This is a genomic window from Oceanospirillum maris DSM 6286, from assembly GCF_000422865.1.
GTDB classification, from domain to species: Bacteria; Pseudomonadota; Gammaproteobacteria; order Pseudomonadales; family Halomonadaceae; genus Oceanospirillum; species Oceanospirillum maris.
Map to the genome: position 1 here is coordinate 29224 of NZ_AUGW01000012.1, position 20740 is coordinate 49963.

Consider the following 20740-nt stretch of genomic DNA (forward strand, 5'->3'; position numbering starts at 1 on the left):
TGTGCATGGGCAACCGATTGCATGATTTATCTTGTGCGCTGCAGGAGAAGGAGCGGCCAGTAAGGATGATTGCATGGCCGAATCTTGATGATAAATCGTTGTGCTCAGATGTCGCAGCGACCGAGGGCGTTTGGATAAAGCTTTCACCATTCGACCTGTACTGTGTGGAGAGATTTGGACTGTTGGTCGACCAACTTTTGCAAAGCGAGCTGGTTGTCGGATACGGCACTTTAATCACTAAAGTTCCGACCAAAACGCTCAAGGCGATGCCTTTCGATGAAGGGATTGAGGTGAATGAACAGAAGCATCAGATCAGGATTCTCAAAGCTCTGTCTAGTGAGCATCTTTCCAAATTAGAAAGCTCTTTGGTGCATGAAAATGCTTTAGAGCAAGCCAAAGACCTGAAGAGAAGGCATGAAGAGATAGTCGAACTGCAGAAATGTCCGGTTTGTTCCGGTCCAGTTGAAGTTGTTCATCAGGCTCCGAACGGGTTTATTGCCACTTGTTCGTCTTGTAAGACAAATCGATATCTTAGAGGAAAGGAATATGAGCAGCGTCTTGATAGTGAAGTGAATTTTTTAACTATTGGTAGACGCAGGTTTAAGGTTTTGCTTCGTAATTAAATACGTTTGGCGGCACTTGTATTATCAAAAATCTGGAATAGTTTGAGCAAAATGACAAAACTGTATAAATAAAGAAGATATTAATAATAGCAACAAAAACAGCCTATCTTCATATCTGCAGTTTCTAAAAATCACAGTCTTGCAACAAGTTATGACGCAGTGCTATGTTCTGATGAGGATATCGCTTTTATTGGTAACTTCCGGGTATAAACCGCTACCGAGGTGTTCAGATGGAACCTGATTCGCAAGAAATTACGGATAAATTTAGCTATAAGCCAAAAAAAATCACTCCTGCACTTAAACAAGAGATCGATCAGGCCCGAGCTGAGGCTGGTCTTTTCTACCGCTTTGATGAAAGTGAGGTGCCATTACTGATTCAGTCTCAGGACGGTACCGCTAGTGGAAAGACCTACAGCGTTTTCAAACAGTATCTTGATGCAGTAAATCCTGCAGTACATGCAGGCGAGGGACACCGTAATCTGGTTTTTATTACCCCTCTGAAATCTCAAATTGATCTGCCAGCAGAGTTACTGGCGCTGGCAGCAGAGAAGCAGGTAAGGGTACTGCCTTTTCTCTCTATTGCAGATCTTGAATTTATTCCCTGGGGGCAGGAACCTCAGGGTGAAAAGAGCAACAATACAAACCGTTATCGTCGCTGGATAACACAGGGAAAACGGTTGTTTGGCGCAACAAGCTCTGTATATATCGCATTTTCCCGCCTTGATGCTCTGCTCACCGGACAGTTGGGCATTGAGCAACAGATAAAAGCTGAGTATGCAGCGGGAGCACTCGACTCTCAGGATCAGCTGAAGGATAAGCTGCGCGACAGCAGGCTGAGTTTAGTCAATCAGTTACGTAATACCTGCCTTGAACTTCTAGATGCCCAGGGAGAAGAGGTCGATCAATTGGTAGACCTGGTGGAGAAGGGTAAAAGCCAAAAGGGGCAACTGGCTTTGGAGATGCTGGAGCATCTGTTCCCGTTCCAGATAGCCCTTTACCGCCGCTGTATATTGCTGGCCACCACAAAAAAATTTGATGGCAATGTGACTTTGCTGAGGTGTAATCAGGAAGGGCACTTCACCCGATCTGAACGACCGCTGGATCATCTGATTGGCCAGAAAAAAACACTTAAAGAGAATCCTTTAGGAGAGATTGCTCAGCTGCCTCATACTGAACGTCTTAAGGCTTTGAAAGAAGAGTACTTCCCATCAGATGTGAGCTCACCATTTTTACAGCGGGATATCCGTTTCACTCTGGTTTTGGATGAAGAGCATGACGCTTATCAGATTTTCCAGGAGAGTGTGACCAAGGTTCTATTATCGGAAAATGTACAATTGCCATCCCTGTTTGCCGCGTTGCACCGGGTATTGGAGTTTGTTGATGGATGCGCAGAAGACGCCCGTGCCCTTAGCTATACACCGCTGAAAGAGTACGTAGATGCAATCCATGCGGCGCTTAAAAAATGTGACCTGAGAACAGACTTTGAACTGAAAAAATTGACTCGGCTGTTTCAGAACTCACTGGCAGATATTGTGGTAGACGGACGTAACAGCGAACAGGTGATCGCTTTGATCGGTCATGTGTTCAGTTATCAGATACAGCGTTTTTATCGGGAAGCAGACCTGAAACGTATTCGTCTTCGCAGCCATGGGCGAAGTTCTTACACTGAAATTTATGTCGCTGATGAAGATTCTGAAGCTTATCAGGACGATAACTTCAGCCTGTATGAAGTGTACCAGACGACAACAGCTGTCCTTGCCGCATCAGCGCAGCTCACCAAGCCTGGCCCTATACAAAATATGCTCTCTCAGCAGGAGCATTCCAATCATAACAACCCGCTATCCGTTTTTATTGGCACGGCGCAGGCGATAAAAGGTGAGGCCCGTTATCTGTTAGCCGGTAAAGGGGATCACGACCAGCTGATTGATGATTTTTTCACCTACTTCCAGCCCAAAACTCTGTTTGCACTATCCCCGCGGGATAGAGTCAAAATTCAGGCCAAGGAGTTGAAAGGATGGATTTTGCTGAAATTCCGCATGGAGCTGATTAAGGAGTTGCCGGAAATTGCACTGTTGCGAATGCTTTATCAAACAAAGAACACTGTGATGCTTTTATCCGCCACATCGGGCTTTCCGGGAACCTATAACGGTCAGTACAGTCGGCCGTTTCTGCAAGCCTATAGCCATGATCTGGGGGTCGCAGTTCGACGTCGCGATACAGAGTCTGCAAGCCAACTGGCCCATATCCGAAAACTTCGGACAAGCTTCCGCCCGGTTGATATCAGTATTTTTAATGACGAGCAGTTACAGCTCAGCCCCCAGATATCAGAACCGGACTTTAAGTCGGTCTATGAGTACTGGCTACGGCTTTTAAGCCCCTACCTGACGGATATTCGTCGTAATCGTTATCACAACCGAGAGTTTATCCGGCACCTGCAGGCAATTTTGCTGGCCGCATATAACCAGCAACATACCCTAAGCATCGGTCTTAGCAGTCGTGTTTTTAGTGTGCTGGGCCGTTTTGTAAGAGACCAACTGAACAGTGCCACACCTTTGAAAAATATCCGGCAACTGGATCATCGTCAGCAGGATGAACCGCCACGGGTCTTTGAGATAAAACCATTTAAAGGTAAAAACCACATACGGGTCGTGCTGTTTGATTCCATGCTGAACCGAGAAGATGATGTACGCGAATATCTCAAGGTGGATGATACTGACGTGACACTTTGCATGGTGTCTCATTTTAAAGGAGCCGGAACGGGGCTGAACTATTATGTGACCTATCCGGATCCCCTTCAGCCTTTCCAGGTGGACTTCCAGAATATGTCCATGGTTTGCGGCAGCTATTGGAGCCAGGTTAATCAACAGACCAATCATGGTTGCAGCCGGAATACACTGGCCAATTATATCACCCTGCTTAAACATTATGCCCATAGCGGTATTATCCGCAGCATTGATGATTTTGATACCGATCTGCTGGATTCTGATTCTGCTCAGCTATTGGAACGTGAGCACTGCGTAGAAGTATTTAAAACTGCGATGCAAACTATTGGCCGTACAGAACGCCGTGACGCCATAATGCAGAGCCAGATCCGATTGCCCTATGATGTCCATCTGAATGCGATGCGTGTATTTCGTGATCTTGAACAATATCCGGATGCCGAGACGCTTCGGGTCTCTTTAAGCCTGCATAACGATAATTGGCGGTGCCGTGCGCTCTCAGATCTGGAAAAAGCCAGCTTTATGACTGATGATAAGCGTAAAGCATTTGAACAGCAGGTACAGGAAGCCTGCGAGCTTTACGATGAATTTGATCAGACCTTTCAACAGCATATTTTACAAGCGGCCCGCCAAGGTAACCCCGATGCATTGGCCTTCAATGAGGCTTTCAGACACCCGGACTCCTTTACCAACCCGAGTTCTTATATCAAACGTTTACTTAAAAACGCCATCGTTAAAAACGATGTTTTACTCCAAGCTTGCATTAAGAACTTTTATCTTCAGCGGGATGACAGCTGGAAAAATGTAATTCTTGCTCAAGAACCCCATGAGCCTTTTGGGTTGACCGATTTGGCCAATGGAACAAGACCTTATTTACCGGAGCTGATACTCCCGCAGCATCATCAGGATATGACTGAAGTGCTGCCAGATCTGGAGCAGAAGCTATTTAAACAGATACTCAATACAAAACCTGATGTTTTACAGAAGTGGATTCCTATTCCCAAGCTTAGGCCTATGTTAATCGGGAATATTGGTGAGTGGCAGTTCAGCCTGCTTTTGCAAAGGCTTGGTATTAGCCCTTTAAGTCCTGATGAGGTATGTGAGCATCTTGGTGCAGCGTGCTATGAGAAGTTTGACTTTTACTTCCTTCGGGACGGACATCTATTGGCTGTTGATGTGAAAAACTGGCAGATGACGGGCAACAACCGAGAGCAAGGTCGGAATCTGTTCAGCTCAGCACATCAGAAACTATGCCAGGTTACTCAGGCTGTAGCTAAAAACCCGGCTATTTCAGATGTAAAAGCCGTCTATCTGAATACGCGATACAGTCGTAACGCCCAAAATGATCGGTCAGAGCAGTGTGCTGACCAAGCGCTCTATTTTATGAACCTTTTTAAATCAGTGCCTTATTATCAGGATGCAGAGAAAAAACATAAGACAAGGAATTACATCGCAGCGATCCATTATCAGTTGCGGGTGAATCCAGGGTTATTGGCCTTGTTGCCCAGGTTGGCTGATGACACAGAAACAGCAGTTCCACTTACCCATTAAATTGTCAGTAACAGAGGATGTAACACTATGACAGATTCAACTTTTGTACATCAGATTAGGATGGATGAAATGCAGTCATTTCTTCCCCTGGCAGAGGCCCCAAAAGCCCGGACTCAGCTGTTTGATCTGTCTGAACCGGTTGAATGTATGCTGGAAAAATTGCTGCAGCCAAAAGAGAGCAGCGAGTTGAGTATCGATATCTTGTTGCTCCCTTTTGCCAGAAAAGGCAGAGACTGGCCTGAATATATGAAACAGGCACATCAAACGATCCGAAAAGCAATAGGGTCTGCACTTGATACAAAGGTAAAGCCCAATTTTCAGTATCACACCCTGAGAATAAAAGAGTATTTTCTGGTGGTATATCTCTCACCCAAGCCTGATGTCACTCCGTCAAAGCTGCAGGAGTTTAAAGCCAAGGGCTTTGATCTTTACCGATTGGTTCAGGCCGTACTTGAGTTGCATCTGAAGCGCCGTCTGATTAAAGAAGCTGCAGATAATTTCGAGCTGGGTATTGTGGATTACAACAGCGAACTCTTTTTCGCAGCGGAAGTGCAGTCAGATAAAGCCAACAAAAGGGGGCATTTCTATGTAGATGCCCTTAGTTTTGAACTCTATTTTTCACCGGATTTTAAAGACCTGACCTTTGCGCTGCATGGTAAGTGTTTTCAGTCACAAACTCCGGGAGTGGGGCTGGTTTCCGGAGAGGATCGACTGCTGTTGACGAACAAAGAGACTCAGCAGATCTTAGAAATGGTCAGCACCACTCGCTTTGGGAAAAAACCTTATATGCGTTTTGCAACGCAAAGCTATTGGGGCTGCCGTAACCATGCTGAAAATCAGATTCAGCGCTATCTTTGCGATATTTTTGAAGAATATGAGATTGCCTTCTCACCCCGAATTTTTCAAGCAACACATCACTACAACCACTTTATTCAGAAGGCTAATACCCATTTAAAACGACCTCTGGTGCTGATTGATAACCTGGGGCATTACCCTTACGTCAATAGAGATGATGTTCTTGAAGAGCTTAAAAACAGTTTAGGTGCGACCGAAATTATCCAACCATTACCTATTGAGCAGCTGAACCCTAGCAGCAATTATCTGGTGCTCAACCACGAGATAAAATCTAACGGTTCTAGTGTAGTTATTACTGAAGCCTCAAAAAATAAAGGTGGAGCAGAGAGTAACAGTAAGAGCAAAATGGTTAATAGCTTTTGGCAAGCCTGGGAACATGTGGCAGGAAAAGGGAACGTGCATGACCTGGACTACTACAGCCAGCTGAAAGTACAGCGACTAAAAAAACCTAATTCGCATCTGCCATTGGTCCTTCAGGGTTGTAATCTTGGTTCTGATAAAAAGACAAACGCACTCAAGTCTCCAAATACTCACAAAACAGAAACTCTGGCAAACCAGTTATGGCTTAAAGAAGCAGTATTTTCCCATGGAAAAATTCACGGCTTTAAAGTTCCTGACAGTACCTACATTTTGGTTTCTGTTCGCAAAACCAAACGTCAACGCGGTGGCCGTGAAAAAGTGCTTATCGCAGCCACCCGGGTTGAGTTTGCAGAGGGTATCCTGCATATCGGTAGGCCCGATTATTTCGATTCTGAAGCAAAAGCAAGGGTTCACCTTAAGGCTTTTAAAGACAGTGTGGGAAAACTCTACAACGATAATTTCTACCTGATTGATGAACAGCGTGAAGTTGTGATCTGCCGATATAACACCAATCGTGTGCCTGCGGTGATTGGCTCAGTAGATCGTTGTTCTATGGAAACAGCCAGGGGGGCCGACGGGCAGATCAGTAAGTCCATCAAACCGGATAAAAGCGTACTGCCATACTACTTAGCCCGCAAACCCAAAGAAAATAACCTTAACCAGTATCAACAGCTTTTCATTCAGAAAAATGGCAATGAGGCTCTGGTGTTCTGTACACCAAAAAATCAGATCAAGCAGATGCCTGGCAAAAGAATTCTGACATATAACTTTATTGGGCGTCGTTTTGATGGTCAGGAGGTTGACGTACTTCAGGAGCCGGCCGCGCAGCTGTTACTTTGTACCTATACTATGGATTTATTGAAACAGAAAGAGATCACGCAAAGCTCTCTGTTAGAAAAAATCTCGAAAATGATGCTGGAAAACTAATATTTTATCCTTACAAAGAATAATTTGAAATATTTAACTGTTCTAATGGAAAACAAAGAAATGGAATCAATCATTAACTATTTTATAAAAACCATTGAACCAGATGTTTTTCAGAGTTGTGACTTGCCGTACAAAAATGGGCAGAACTGCCAAGAGTGCTTTCAGCAGGGGGGTATGAAGATGGCTGGACTGAGTATATGTGCCACAACAAGAGCGCCTTGTACATCACAAAACTCTTCCCGGGTAGTGTTCAAAATTCTGTGCTTCCATACTGGCGATACTCTGATTTTTTGCCTTAAATTTCGGAACCCCAGTTACCAAATAGGTGTATTGACGTTTTTAATCTTTCGGTTGAGCAAGTCGCCATTTTTTCCCAGTTTTACTTACCCGAATTAGAGTGCCGTTTTTTATTAATGGGTTGGTGACTTCTTGAATCTCACGGAAGGTGATTTCGAGCAAACGGGCTAGCTCTTTTATCGTAATTGGCTGTTTTTTCAGTACTTTTTTGACTTCCTCTTGCCATTCATTTATCTGCTCAGCGCTAACTTTTGTAGATTGTTTTATCGCAGGTAAGGGGGTATTTTTTAGCGTTGTCGTCTGCTGATCTTGCTGAGAATAATCTGACAAATTCAAGGCTTTAACCCCTGCCTCGATGGCAATTTTCGGGTCTGGCAGCTGAGGTAGTTCTAGGCAAACTAAAAGTGTTAACACGACTTGATGTCGATTACAGAGGCTTTTAAACGCTTGAATGAGCTCTTGATCCTTGGTCAACAGAATAATGCGTTTGGTTGGGCCAAGTTCGGTCATCAATACCTGTGTCAGTACTGAGATCATATAAAAATCGGCCTGATTTTTACCCACATCATAATCATCAAACAGCTGGGCATGTAACGGATAGCGGGAACACCATTTTCGAGCATTACTGCTGCGAGAGAAGACCATAAAACAATTGCGCTGACCGCAACCCATCGGAAGTTGATTCAGTAGAAAACAGCCCACATTCTCTACATCAATAAACCAAATATCCATCGTTCCTCTTCCTTGTGGGTATTTTTGGCATTACTTTGAAATGCCTTGGTTAATCTTGTACGTTTAATTGAGATTTTAACAAAAACCTGACTATTGAAGCCAATTAAAAACACTGTTTACCAGGAAAACAGATCACCATCTGTATTTTTCAGTCTTTTTTTACGCCATTCTTTCTGGCTGTTTTTTTATACAGTACTTTTGCTGAATATGAATTTAGGTCATTTTTTTAGTTAAAAGGCCGTAAAAATCGGTTTTATCTTATATTTTGAGCGGTGAATCATTGTCTTAACCAATGGCCTGCCATAAAAAAACCCCATGAAGTTACATGGGGTTCCTTGTTTCTGATTCAAGATCAGGGTCGGCAGTACATCTGGTGCAACATACGAATAATGCTACTCGCACGGTCGCCGTTGAGTGAGTAAAAAATAGTTTGAGACTCGCGACGAGTTTTTACTAACTCATCCCGGCGCAATACTGCTAAGTGCTGTGAAAGTGCAGACTGACTCAGATCCAATGATTCATTTAATTCGCTAACAGAAAGTTCTTTGCCTTCTAGGTAGCATAAAATCATTAGACGGTTTTCGTTGGCTAGGGCTTTTAGTAGTGCGGTAGCTTCCTTGGCATTATCTCGCATTGCCACTAGATCAACGTTTTCTTGGACTGATTCCTCGAACGTTGCCATCGTATATAACTCGCTAAACTAATTTAGTTGTAATTAATATTAGTATATTTTACGAAAATCAACAAATTATCAGTCTCATTTCTGTAAATGTAGGATTATAGAGTGTGTTACGCCTGCATGAAAGAAATCATGCAGTTAAAATTTAATTGTCAACATATTATAGGGTCTGCTTTAGTATTAGTAAGGCCTTATGGTCAAGGTTGTCGACAGTGTAAACGACCGTAAACAGTTGTAAATAGGCTGTAAGGCTTGCTGTGTAAAGGTTTTTAGCCAAGTTCACCTTTTGTCTTAGTTTCAAAAGGGTCTTTATCCATTAGAGTTGTCGACGATTTATGAGGGAAGGTGTCGACAATTGCTAATGCTTCTATCATTCGTGCCTTTCACTCGCTCATACACCCATAACAACTAAAAAGAGGTCTGCCACATGACCTATCAGGCGCAATACGAAAAGTCTATCCAGCAACCCGAACAATTTTGGGCTGAAAAAGCTGCAGATATACCTTGGTACAAAAAACCGACTCAGATTCTTGGTAAGGATGATTTTGGCACCGACCGCTGGTTTATTGATGGCGAAATGAATACTTGCTATGCCGCTGTTGATTACCATGTTGAAAACGGTCGCGGTGAGCAGATTGCTCTGTATTACGATTCACCAGTTACCGATATTAAGCGTTCGATTACCTATAAAGAACTTCAGACAGAAGTATCTACCTTTGCCGGTGCATTAGCTGCGAAAGGGGTTGGCAAAGGTGATCGGGTTATTGTTTATATGCCAATGGTGGCAGAAGCTGTTGTTGCGATGTTGGCCTGCGCCCGTCTTGGTGCGGTGCACTCCGTTGTCTTTGGCGGCTTTGCTCCCCATGAACTGGCTGTTCGGATTGATGATGCGAAACCTAAGGCAATAATTTCAGCGTCCTGTGGTATCGAAATCCAGAAAGTTATTCCTTATAAGGAAATGGTCGATAAGGCGATCGGGCTTGCTGAACATAAACCCGATTTTTGTGTGCTTCTTCAGCGCCCGCAGGCAATTGCAGAGCTAATTGAAGGTCGTGATTTTGATTGGCAGGCATTAATGAATGATGCCGATCCCGTGCCTTGTGTCTCGGTTAAAGCAACCGATCCGCTTTATATTCTTTATACCTCCGGTACGACAGGCAAGCCAAAGGGTGTCGTGCGTGATAATGGCGGTCATGCTGTCGCGCTTAAATACAGCATGAAAGCTATTTACGATATGAACCCCGGTGAAGTCTTTATGGCGGCATCTGATGTGGGTTGGGTTGTTGGTCATTCTTATATTGTGTATGCGCCGTTGTTAGCGGGCTGTACCAGTGTTGTTTACGAAGGAAAGCCTGTTAGAACGCCCGATTGTGGTGCTTTTTGGCGCTTGATTGAAGAATATCAGATCAAAGGCTTTTTCACTGCACCGACCGCTTTCCGTGCGATGAAAAAAGAAGATCCAAACGGCGAAGAACTGAAAAAGTATGATATCTCTTGCTTGAAAAACCTGTTCTTGGCGGGTGAGCGTTTAGATCCACCAACCTTCTTCTGGCTTCAAGAGCTTGTTGGTGTACCGGTTGTTGACCACTGGTGGCAAACCGAAACAGGTTGGGCTATCGCCGCGAACCAAATGGGCATTGAACCCCGTACACCAAAAGCTGGCTCGGCTACGGTTCCAACCCCAGGTTTTAATGTTCAGATTCTGGACAATAAAGGCGGCCAAATGCCAAAAGGCGAGCAGGGTAGTGTTTGTATTCAGCTGCCGATGCCTCCGGGTTGTTTGACAACGGTTTACGGTGATCCTGAGCGCTTTAAAAGCTCTTATCTTAATACCTTTGATGGCTATTATTTAACGGGTGATGGAGGCTACATTGACGAAGACGGTTATGTTTTCATCATGGGTCGTACCGATGATGTCATTAATGTCGCAGGCCACCGTCTTTCCACTGGCGAAATGGAAGAGATTATTGCTTCCCATGAAGGTGTCGCTGAATGTACCGTTATTGGTATTAATGACGAGCTAAAAGGTCAGCTACCGGTTGGGTTGGTTATCACTAAAGATGGCTATAACATTGATGAGGCTACCCTGGAAGCAGAATTAGCTGCGTTGGTTCGTAAAGAGATTGGTGCCATCGCTTGTTATAAGCAAACGATGGTGGTTGATCGATTGCCTAAAACCCGTTCAGGTAAAATTCTGCGGGGGATTTTACGCTCAATTGCTGATGGTAAATCTTACCAAGTACCTTCAACCATTGATGATCCTGCAAGCTTACCTGAGATTGAATCCATTATGGCTGACCATAAAATTGGTGTGGCAGGTCAATAAAAAGATCTGATCATTTCAGATAAAATGGCCTCATCAGAAAAACCGATCCTAGTGATCGGTTTTTCTATTTGTTAGTGCTTAAATACCCTGTGATACACTGCATAAAATGTAAATGATTAGGAATGTAATATGAGTCAATATGATTTTGATCTTTTTGTCATTGGTGCGGGTTCTGGTGGTGTACGTGCAGCGAGAACCACCGCAGGATTAGGCAAAAAAGTAGCCGTCGCAGAAGGCCGCTTTTTAGGCGGCACCTGCGTTAATATCGGTTGTGTGCCTAAGAAGCTATTTTCTTATGGCTCCCATTTTCATGAAGAGTTTGCTCAGGCCGCAGGGTTTGGCTGGACCGTGGGTGCTTCAGCGTTTGATTGGCCAACGCTAAGGGATAATAAAAATAAAGAAATTGAACGCTTAAATGGCATCTATCACAATCTATTGGTTGATTCTGGTGTAGAGCTTATCGAGGGGTATGCCAGCCTAAAAGGACCAAATGAAGTGGTTGTTGGTGATAAAACCTATACCGCAGAACGAATTTTAATCGCAACAGGCAGTGTACCTTTTATGCCTGAATTTCCCGGTAGTGAATATGCGGTTAGTTCAGACGCTGTTTTTTACCTAGAAACCTTTCCTAAACGCAGCCTTGTCTTGGGTGGCGGCTATATCGCTGTTGAATTTGCGGGGATTTTTCAAGGTTTAGGTGCTGAAAGTCATCTTGTTTACCGTGGTGATCAGCCTTTAAAAGGGTTTGATGAAGAAGTCCGCCAGTTTGCCCTTGATGAGATGCAAAAGAAAGGGGTTCAATTCCACCTTAATGCCAATATTGAACGCATTGAAAAAGTCGATACTGGCTTGAAAGTCACCTTAACCAATCAAGAAACGCTAGAGGTTGATCTGGTACTTTGCGCGACCGGTCGTATTCCCAAAGTTGATGGTTTAAACTTAGAGCAAGTGGGTGTTACGCAAGGCAAAACAGGTGAAGTGGTGGTTGATGAGCAATTTCAATCCTCGGTGCCGTCTATTTATGCTTTAGGGGATGTTATTAACCGCCTGCAACTGACCCCTGTTGCACTGGCCGAAGCGATGACACTGGTTAACAATTTGTATCAGCCAGAGCTGCCCTCTAAACAGATGGATTACTCCAATATTCCGACCGCTGTATTCTGTCACCCGAATATTGCAACCGTCGGTATGAGCGAGGAAACTGCAAGAGATACTTTTGAACGCGTTGAAATTTATAGCTCTGCATTCCGGCCAATGAAGCATACGTTATCGGGTTCGGATGAGCGTCATTTGATGAAGCTCATTGTGGATGCTGCATCTCGTAAAGTCGTTGGTGCCCATATGGTTGGTACGGATGCCGGTGAAGTGATGCAGGGAATCGCTATTGCGATTAAGGCGGGGGCCACAAAAGAGGTTTTCGATAGCACGGTTGGCATTCACCCTACGGGAGCGGAAGAGTTTGTTACCATGCGCACTCTTACTCGTAATTAATCTAACAACATCATTTAGATAGACTAAAAAAGGCTTTCAGCCATAAAACATGCTGAAAGCCTTTTTTGGGCGAGATAAGTTGCGAGGTTCTATCATAAACCCCGCAACGTTTTCTTATCGTTAGATAGAAAACAGGCTGTTTAACTTCGTCGCTAACATCATATTACCTTGTGCCTTGATTTTGCCGGTCATAAACGCCGTCATACCGTTTACTTCACCGCTTAGCACGCCCTTCAGGGTTGCTTTGTTCATGATTAAGGTAACAGAAGGGTCGTCATGCTCACCCGTACCTACGGTGCAGGTGCCATCTTTAATTTCAATAAAATATTCACCGTCGTCTTTCACTTCAAACTGAAAAACTTCATTCATGTCTTTAGCCGCATCAGGGTTAAAGCCTTTTTGTAACTCTTCAATTGCTTTGCCAACATCAGTCATAGTCAGTACCTTTTTATTATCTTTTGCAGTTATGCAGGGTCTTGTGGTTAACGTTTTAATGAGCATATTTCAAACGGATGTTTGAATCAAGCCTGAAAACAAGTTAATTGTCAGGAAAGAATACACAGCCTGAAATGCATCCTGTATGCTTCAGTCGCTTAAATAGAAGAGTTGGAGTGATTCGTGTACGAATTTTTTTCAGAATATGGTCTGTTCTTCGCTAAGACAATAACCTTGGCGATCATCTTTGTGGGTTCTATTTTACTACTGATAGTTGCGGCTGCTCAAAGTAAGCGCAAATCAGGTGAGGGCGAGTTCGAGATCGAACATCTTAACGAAAAGCTGTCAGAAACGACTAAATCCGTTAAAGAGGCTATTTGTGATAAAGATGCCTTTGAGCAGGAATTAAAGGCAGAAAAGAAAGCAGAAAAAGCTAAAAAGAAAGCGGCTAAAAATAACAAACTAGAAGAATCTGATGACGAAGCCCGTAAGCGCGTTTTTGTGCTGGATTTTGATGGTGATATTCGTGCCTCTGACGTTGAGTCTCTAAGGGAAACGATCAGTGCGGTTTTAACCATTGCACGCCCTGAAAAAGATGAAGTGGTGCTTAAGCTAGAAAGTGGTGGTGGCATGGTTCACAGCTATGGCTTTGCTTCATCTCAGCTACAGCGCATCACTAACAAGAAGATCCCTCTGACCGTTTGCGTTGATGCTGTTGCCGCCAGTGGCGGTTATATGATGGCGTGTACTGCCAATAAGATTCTTGCAGCCCCATTTTCAATTATTGGCTCAATTGGCGTGGTTGCCCAGATTCCGAACTTCAATAAATTGCTTAAAAAACATGATATTGATTATGAAGTACTAACGGCTGGCGAATACAAGCGCACCATGACCGTATTTGGCGAAAATACGGATGAAGGTCGCAAAAAGTTTGTTCAGGACTTGGAAGAAACCCATGTGCTGTTCAAAGACTTTATTCATGAGCAGCGCCCAGAGTTGGATTTGAGCAAAGTTGCCAATGGTGATGTTTGGTACGGTAAACAGGCCCTAGATTTAGGGCTCATTGATGGCCTTAAAACCAGTGATGAATACCTGATAGAAAGCTGTGATACTGCAGATGTGTATGAGGTTAGCTATGAGTTTAAATCAAGCCTTGTTGACCGGTTAGGTGATATGGTCTCCATGAGTATTAGTAAAACCGCTGATCGGTTTTTAACCCGTGCCCGTCAGGCAGAAATTGAGCGTTAAACAGAATGTTTTTTTCGCTAGCTTAAATTGCCGATAGCTAAGCTCTAAATGTTATAAAAAAATAAGCCGTTCAACTCAACGAAATTATCTTTGATTCTGTCGCTGAGGTTGAACGGTTTTTTATGTTGAGCAACGTGTGATTAGCGCCATTCCGCAGGATCTTTTTCCTGTTCTAAACCTGCTTCAGCCCATGCCGCGTAGCCTCCCAGCATATTCGTAACATTGGTAAAGCCCATCTCTTGCAATGTTTTTGCCGCAAGAGCACCACGCCCCCCTGCCTGACAGTACACAATAATTTCCCGTGTTTTATCCTGCAGATTTGGATGAGCATCTACCCGAAACTCGATAACACCACGGGGAATTTCAACGGCACCGGGTAGGTGGCCTTGCATAAACTCCTGTGGTTCCCGCACATCCAGAACTAAAGCGTCTTGTTTCAATCGTTCCGCAGCAACGTGAATATCACACTCATTGATTTGTGATTTTGCTACAGTCACAAAATCCTGTGTTGTTAAAGCCATAATTACCTCTGTTTATAAATAGAATAATCGCTAGATGATTCAGTGGGTTTACAGATAGTCTACTGCTTAAGAGGTTGCTAATAAATAATAAATTACGATCTATAAACAAGGTGGCCGAGAGAAGACTACACCGAATGGGCTGGCTGAGGTAGAATGCGCCAGTTTTTACATCTGCTTCCGAGGTCTTGAATGTCCACAGAAAATCCTAAAGTCGGCTTTGTCAGTCTGGGTTGCCCTAAAGCGCTCGTTGACTCAGAACGTATCCTGACACAATTACGCACTGAAGGTTATGAAATATCGCCATCCTATGAAGGTGCTGGACTTGTGGTGGTGAACACCTGTGGCTTTATTGACGCGGCAAAAGCTGAATCACTGCAAGCCATTGGTGAAGCGCTTCAGGAAAATGGCAAAGTTATCGTTACAGGATGTATGGGGGCCGATGGCGATCAAATTTTAGACGCTTATCCGCAAGTGCTCAGTGTCTCTGGGCCGCAACAATACGAGCAAGTGGTTAGCGCGGTACACGAACATCTACCCCCTAATAAAGATCACGATCCCTTTATTGATCTTGTTCCGCCCCAGGGTATCAAACTAACACCCCGTCATTATTCTTACCTGAAAATATCAGAAGGTTGTAACCACCGTTGTACCTTCTGCATTATTCCAGCCCTGCGGGGGGATCTTGATAGTCGGCCCGTGGGTAGCGTATTAGACGAAGCCCAACGTTTAGTTGATGCCGGTGTGAAAGAGCTGCTTGTCGTTTCTCAAGATACCAGCGCTTACGGTGTTGATCAGAAATATAAGCTAGGCTTCTGGCAAGGTCGTCCAACCAAAACTCGCTTAAAAGAACTTTGCCAAGCATTAGGTTCACTAGGGGTTTGGGTTCGGCTGCATTATGTTTACCCGTATCCAAGTGTCGATGATGTTATCCCACTGATGGCCGAGGGTGCCGTTGTACCTTATCTGGATATTCCGCTGCAACACGCCCATCCAGACGTGTTGAAAATGATGAAGCGCCCAGCCGCTTCTGAAAAGACGATGGAACGCATCAAAAAATGGCGTGAAATCTGTCCTGAAATTGTTATTCGTAGCACCTTTATCGTTGGCTTCCCTGGTGAAACGGAAGAGCATTTCCAATACCTATTGGATTTCTTAAAAGAAGCCCGTCTTGACCGTGTCGGTTGTTTCACTTATTCGGCGGTCGATGGCGCACCGGCGAATGCCCTTGAAAACCCCGTGCCAGAAGATGTCAAAGAAGCGCGTTTGGCACGCTTTATGAATGTTCAAGCACAAATTAGTGCTGAGAAACTACAAGATAAGGTTGGCCAAGAGATGGATATTCTGATCGACCATGCAGGCCCTGATGGTGCGATCGGTCGAACAAAAGGGGATGCGCCTGAGATTGACGGTGAAGTACACCTGCTTGATGTAACCGGCTTAGAGCCTGGGCAGATTGTACGGGGCCGTATTATTGAGGCGGATGACCATGACTTGTGGGCGGAGCTTGTTTAACGCGGATTATTAATAAGCGATAGACTAAATAATGACCATAAAAATGCCGGTATAAAACCGGCATTTTTAATGGCTTCTTTTTTTATAATGGCGGATTAGGCCCGCTAGCTTACAAGCTTGGGCGCTCGACAGCGGCTTGCCATAAAACGAACACTAACGCCAAGCCCGGAGCAAGAGCTACCGCCGGCAGAACAACCTCAGAAGCGATTGAAGCAACGCCAGCAATCGCTGCAACGCCTACTGTCATTGCGATATTAATACCAAGATTTGAAAAATCACCCATGATTTCTTCCTCAGCAACTATATTTGCTATTAATCTAAGATAAATGAAAAGTGTTACCTAATTTCCCAATGGTAACACTAGTTACGCGCGCGCACCTATCTTAAATGGCTAAAAAGTTGATATAGGCCGTACTTTCTAAGCTTTTGATGTCAGATTATATTTACGCTGGGCTTGATACAAATCGTAGCAGAAGATCAAAATGGCGAGCCAAATTAAAGAAAAAGTTACAAGTTGTCCCTTAGAGAAAGGCTCATCAAAGATAAAAATAGCCGTCAGAAACTGCATAAAAGGGTTGATATACATAATAAATCCAATAACCGCTAAAGGAAGCTGCCGAGCCGCAGCGGAGAACAGCAATAAGGGTATCGCAGTAACAATTCCCGATAACATCAGATAAAAGCCGGTAAAATCTGTTGTCTCTGCTGTGCCTGCTGTTACGGTACTCGTAACGGGCATTGGGTTTAGGCCGACACCACTTAAGACTAAAATAAAGCCAACCGCAGGTATTACCAGCCAGCCTGTTTCTAGAAATAAACCGTTTAGAGCTTCGAAAGGAGCTTGTTTGCGAACGAGTCCATAGAGACCAAAGCTCATGGCCAGTACCAGCGAGATCCACGGCAAACTTCCAACGCGATAGATTTCACCAAGTACGGCAATAGAGGCGAGGACAATGGATACCACTTGAATCGGGCGAATCTGTTCTTTAAGAATAAATCGAGCCAAAAATACGCTGACTAAAGGTGTTAAAAAGTAACCTAAACTCGACTGTATGACTTGGCCGATGCTCACTGCGTAGATAAATACCAGCCAGTTAATCGATATCAATACTGCGGCAATAGCTGACCAAAGTAGCGCTTTTTTAGTCACAGCTTGTTTTAATAATTGCCACTTACCTAATAACGTAATGAGAATAAGGCAGAAGGCAAATGACCAAAAAATGCGCGCAGAAATGACATCTAATGGTTCAATATGCGCCAGCAGAGAGAAAAATAGAGGAAAGCAGCCCCAAAGAAAATAGGCCAGCAAGCCTATGCCAAATTTTTGCATATTCATAACGTCATCCTGTTGATGGTCAAACCGTTCATCGGTCTAGTTTTTGGCAAGGAGATTCCCCCTTAAAATGTGTATCATACGACTTTGGACGTATGCCTAAATAAGGTTGCGAAAAAGGCCGTTTGCCATTTTGACGTAATGAGGTTCTTGTGCAAGCATTTCAAACACCTATTAACCTAACACTCCCTGATGTTATGGCTTTGATATGGTTTATTCTTTTGTGGACGCTCTATTATTTTTTCTCTAAAAGTGCAATGAACAAGAAGCCATGCTTGGCCAAGGTTATGCACGGCTATCGCGTAGACTGGATGACGAAATTACTTGAACGGGAAGTCCGTATTGCCGATACCACTATCATGACCCACTTGGAGCGCAATGGCTCTTTCTTCGCCTCTAGCAGTTTGTTAATTATTGCAGCACTCTTCACTATGTTAGGTGCTACGGAAAAGGCACTTGGTATCTTGTCTGAATTGCCGTTTTCATCATCGAATACTCGTTTTGAATGGGAATTAAAGGTTCTACTGCTGATTGGTATTTTTGTTTATGCGTTTTTTACTTTTACATGGTCTATGCGTCAATATAATTTCTGCGCCATTCTCATCGGTTCTGCCCCTCATCCAAACGACAGTAGCGTTAGTCCTCAAGGACGAAAAGCCTATGCAAGACATGCCGCAAATTTGATTGATCTCGCGGCGAACCAATTCAATTACGGGTTACGGTCTTACTATTTTGCGTTATCTGTATTGTGCTGGTTTTGGCATCCTTACGTTTTTATGTTTGCAACAGTTCTGGTGGTTTTGGTGCTTTATCGACGTGAGTTTTATTCTAAATCCCTACAGGCCTTAATTGCTGCAGGTGATTCTAATATTCAATTTACAGGAATTATCCGTTAATCATTCCTTCTATTGCCTGCTTATATTAGCTTCTATTTATTTGATGCAGTTCACGAATCTTTGATTTGCTTCAATAATAGGTTCTTTTATTTTATTTTGATCCGGCAGGCTTTTAAAACAACATGCTTATTAATAACTAATGATATTAGCTGATATATTTTAGTTTTATAGTTAATCATTCTGTCTTAATAGCTGTTTACCCTTGAGCGCTAAGTTACGGTCTATCTTGGTAGTTGACTTAGATCATTCAAAAAATCCTTTTTAAGCGCATTATGTTCGAACCTTTTCGTATTAAAGGTTCGAATAATAAGCTGAGATTAAGAGGCAAGGGTATGCTCGCATCTAAAATTTTACATGACGATGAAGTTTTTTTAGGCTCGGATGAGTTGATTATTTCAAAGACCGATCTACAAGGGCGTATCACTTATGCTAACCGGACTTTTATTCGGCTTGCAGGGTATGACGAAGAAGCCTTGTTAGATAAACCTCATAATATGATTAGACACCCAGATATGCCTAAGGGGGTTTTCAAATTCCTATGGCAAGAATTACAACAAGGGCATGAGTTTTTTGGCTTTATTAAAAATGCGACGATTGGCCAGGGGTTTTATTGGGTTTTTGCTAACATCACTCCAGACTTTGACAGTAAGGGCCGGGTGCAAGGGTATTTCTCTGTACGAAGAAGCCCTAGTGCGGAGGCTATCAAAGTGATTGAGCCTATCTATAAAAATATGATTGAGATTGAGCGTAGGCACTCAAAGCCCGATGCTCCACATCATTCTTTTTCCTATTTGAATCAAGTATTGGACAGTAAACGCGTGTCTTATGAGCGTTTTGTTATGCAGCTGCAAGCTTTGTAAGCTTTATTAACTGTGGTTAAGGCGTTGATATGAAACGACTGATTGTTTTCTCTTTTGTGGTTGTGCCCGCAGCACTACTTCTCCTGTCGTGGTATCGCTCAACACTATCTTTAGAGCTAGCTATATTATCATCGCAAGTTTATGCAGGGTTAGGATTTTACCTCTACCTTAACTCTCGGTCTAAACAGCGATATCAAGAGCTTAGTAAGGTCTTGAACCAAGCGGCCCAAGGTGAGCTACATCATCGTGTGACCCATATAAAGGGCTATGGTGCTACATCAAACGTTGCGTGGGCGATTAACGAGCTATTGGACTTTGTTGAAACCTATTTCAAAGAGGTAAAGCTGTGTTTCCAACGGGTTAATAAGCAGGATTTTAGCCGAGAGGCTAAGACAACAGGGCTGCCTGGGGATTTTTCTGAGTCATTAAAATCAATTAATATTGCGATTCAAGCGATTAAGGAAAATGCCGTCTTTACCGAAAGAAATGACCTTACAAGCCAGATTCATGAGTTAAACCTACAGTATTTACGCAGAGATCTACAGCAGAGTGAGTCGGATGTTCAGTCGATACAGCTCGATATCGCAGATGTTGATTTAATTGCGAAAGAAAATAATATCATCGCTCAAGAAAGTAGTCAGTCGATTAATAAGATGAGCGATAATTTGCACCAATCAACAGAAAATATCGCCCAGCTTCAGCAACAAGCAGAAGCTTTAAGTAAGGCCAGTGGTGCCGTTTCAAAAGCATTAAAGTTAATCACTGATATTGCAGATCAAACAAACTTATTAGCGTTAAATGCCTCGGTGGAGGCCGCACGAGCAGGAGAAACAGGGAGAGGGTTTGCCGTGGTGGCCGATGAGGTAAAAAATCTTTCTAACCGCACGAAGAATACGGCTACAGAAGTGCACGATGTTCTAAATTCTTTGAATGCCCAGGTTGAAATCATTAAAACGGCAACCCAAACAAGCAATACCCTAAGCCTTCAAGTGACTCAACAGCTTGATAGCTTTCTCCAGCTATTCTCTTCCCTTGAGAATAGCGCTCTAGCAACTTCAACCAAAGTGGCGACTGTTGCAGAACATGCCAGTTCCGCGGTAAGTCGTATCGCTCAGGTTATCTATAAACAAAATTTATACGCATTGCTTGAAGAAGAAATCACTCATCGTTCCGACGATTACTTTGATCAAGAGTGTACACCATTAGAGCATTTGCGAGAAAAGACGCGACATACTGCACCAAGCTGTCAGAAGATGTTCGATCTTGTAGAAAGATACTGTAACAGGGAAGAAGATGCCGACTCTCTGATCAAGCAGCTAAAACAGATCGAAGCCGATTAAAACTACCGAATTGAAAAGATATAAAGAAGCAAGA

General features: G+C 43.6%; 16 protein-coding genes. 10 read left to right on the forward strand and 6 right to left on the reverse strand.

Features of this window, described 5'->3' with window-relative positions:
- The first annotated feature begins 5 nt into the window (after nt 1-5).
- From G517_RS20875 to G517_RS19975, 3 genes are all read left to right on the forward strand, one after another.
- Entirely contained in the window at nt 6-623 is a 618-nt protein-coding gene (locus G517_RS20875; protein ID WP_211224247.1) for a hypothetical protein, read from the forward strand.
- 230 nt (nt 624-853) lie between these two features.
- Entirely contained in the window at nt 854-4894 is a 4041-nt protein-coding gene (locus G517_RS19970) for a hypothetical protein (RefSeq protein WP_102043347.1), read from the forward strand.
- 27 nt (nt 4895-4921) lie between these two features.
- A complete protein-coding gene (locus G517_RS19975; RefSeq protein ID WP_051206080.1) occupies nt 4922-7036 on the forward strand; it encodes a hypothetical protein in 2115 nt (704 codons plus the stop codon).
- Nucleotides 7037-7375: 339 nt separating this feature from the next.
- On the opposite strand, the gene G517_RS0104935 is transcribed toward G517_RS19975, so the two are convergent.
- Nucleotides 7376-8065, reverse strand: coding sequence for a hypothetical protein (locus G517_RS0104935; protein WP_028303492.1), 690 nt, complete (start codon nt 8063-8065; stop codon nt 7376-7378).
- A gap of 352 nt (nt 8066-8417) precedes the next feature.
- Nucleotides 8418-8747, reverse strand: a complete 330-nt coding sequence (locus tag G517_RS0104940) for an ArsR/SmtB family transcription factor (protein WP_245543195.1) — start codon at nt 8745-8747, stop codon at nt 8418-8420.
- 424 nt (nt 8748-9171) lie between these two features.
- Between G517_RS0104940 and G517_RS0104945 the strand changes: the two genes are divergently transcribed.
- Together G517_RS0104945 and gor are read left to right on the forward strand one after the other, a co-directional pair.
- Nucleotides 9172-11070 (forward strand): propionyl-CoA synthetase, encoded by a 1899-nt coding sequence (locus G517_RS0104945; RefSeq protein WP_028303494.1) that lies wholly within the window; start codon nt 9172-9174, stop codon nt 11068-11070.
- Nucleotides 11071-11199: 129 nt separating this feature from the next.
- Complete coding sequence (gene gor / locus G517_RS0104950) at nt 11200-12561, forward strand: glutathione-disulfide reductase (RefSeq protein ID WP_028303495.1); 1362 nt, start codon at nt 11200-11202, stop codon at nt 12559-12561.
- A 120-nt stretch (nt 12562-12681) separates the two neighbouring features.
- On the opposite strand, the gene G517_RS0104955 is transcribed toward gor, so the two are convergent.
- The gene (locus G517_RS0104955) at nt 12682-12996 is read right to left on the reverse strand and encodes an SCP2 sterol-binding domain-containing protein (RefSeq protein ID WP_028303496.1); all 315 of its coding nucleotides are present in this window, start codon (nt 12994-12996) and stop codon (nt 12682-12684) included.
- Nucleotides 12997-13179: 183 nt separating this feature from the next.
- Between G517_RS0104955 and sohB the strand changes: the two genes are divergently transcribed.
- Nucleotides 13180-14244, forward strand: a complete 1065-nt coding sequence (gene sohB / locus G517_RS0104960) for a protease SohB (RefSeq protein WP_028303497.1) — start codon at nt 13180-13182, stop codon at nt 14242-14244.
- Between the two features lie 140 nt (nt 14245-14384).
- Here sohB and G517_RS0104965 read toward each other — a convergent pair whose 3' ends face one another.
- Nucleotides 14385-14765 (reverse strand): rhodanese-like domain-containing protein, encoded by a 381-nt coding sequence (locus G517_RS0104965; RefSeq protein WP_028303498.1) that lies wholly within the window; start codon nt 14763-14765, stop codon nt 14385-14387.
- Between the two features lie 189 nt (nt 14766-14954).
- Here G517_RS0104965 and rimO point away from each other — a divergent pair, with 189 nt between their 5' ends.
- Nucleotides 14955-16277, forward strand: a complete 1323-nt coding sequence (gene rimO, locus G517_RS0104970) for a 30S ribosomal protein S12 methylthiotransferase RimO (protein ID WP_028303499.1) — start codon at nt 14955-14957, stop codon at nt 16275-16277.
- 109 nt (nt 16278-16386) lie between these two features.
- Here the strand turns inward: rimO and G517_RS20710 are convergent, their stop codons facing one another.
- Nucleotides 16387-16560: a hypothetical protein gene (locus G517_RS20710; RefSeq protein WP_157833151.1), complete on the reverse strand. Its 174-nt coding sequence runs from the start codon at nt 16558-16560 to the stop codon at nt 16387-16389.
- Nucleotides 16561-16695: 135 nt separating this feature from the next.
- Nucleotides 16696-17613, reverse strand: a complete 918-nt coding sequence (gene rarD, locus G517_RS0104980) for an EamA family transporter RarD (RefSeq protein WP_028303500.1) — start codon at nt 17611-17613, stop codon at nt 16696-16698.
- A 149-nt stretch (nt 17614-17762) separates the two neighbouring features.
- Between rarD and G517_RS17820 the strand changes: the two genes are divergently transcribed.
- From G517_RS17820 to G517_RS21190, 3 genes are all read left to right on the forward strand, one after another.
- The gene (locus G517_RS17820; RefSeq protein WP_245543196.1) at nt 17763-18506 is read left to right on the forward strand and encodes a DUF599 domain-containing protein; all 744 of its coding nucleotides are present in this window, start codon (nt 17763-17765) and stop codon (nt 18504-18506) included.
- 332 nt (nt 18507-18838) lie between these two features.
- Nucleotides 18839-19366 carry a PAS domain-containing protein gene (locus tag G517_RS0104990; protein ID WP_028303501.1) on the forward strand — a complete coding sequence of 176 codons (528 nt, stop codon included), beginning with the start codon at nt 18839-18841 and terminating at the stop codon, nt 19364-19366.
- 29 nt (nt 19367-19395) lie between these two features.
- Nucleotides 19396-20706 (forward strand): methyl-accepting chemotaxis protein, encoded by a 1311-nt coding sequence (locus tag G517_RS21190; RefSeq protein WP_051206081.1) that lies wholly within the window; start codon nt 19396-19398, stop codon nt 20704-20706.
- The last annotated feature ends 34 nt before the right edge of the window (nt 20707-20740 follow it).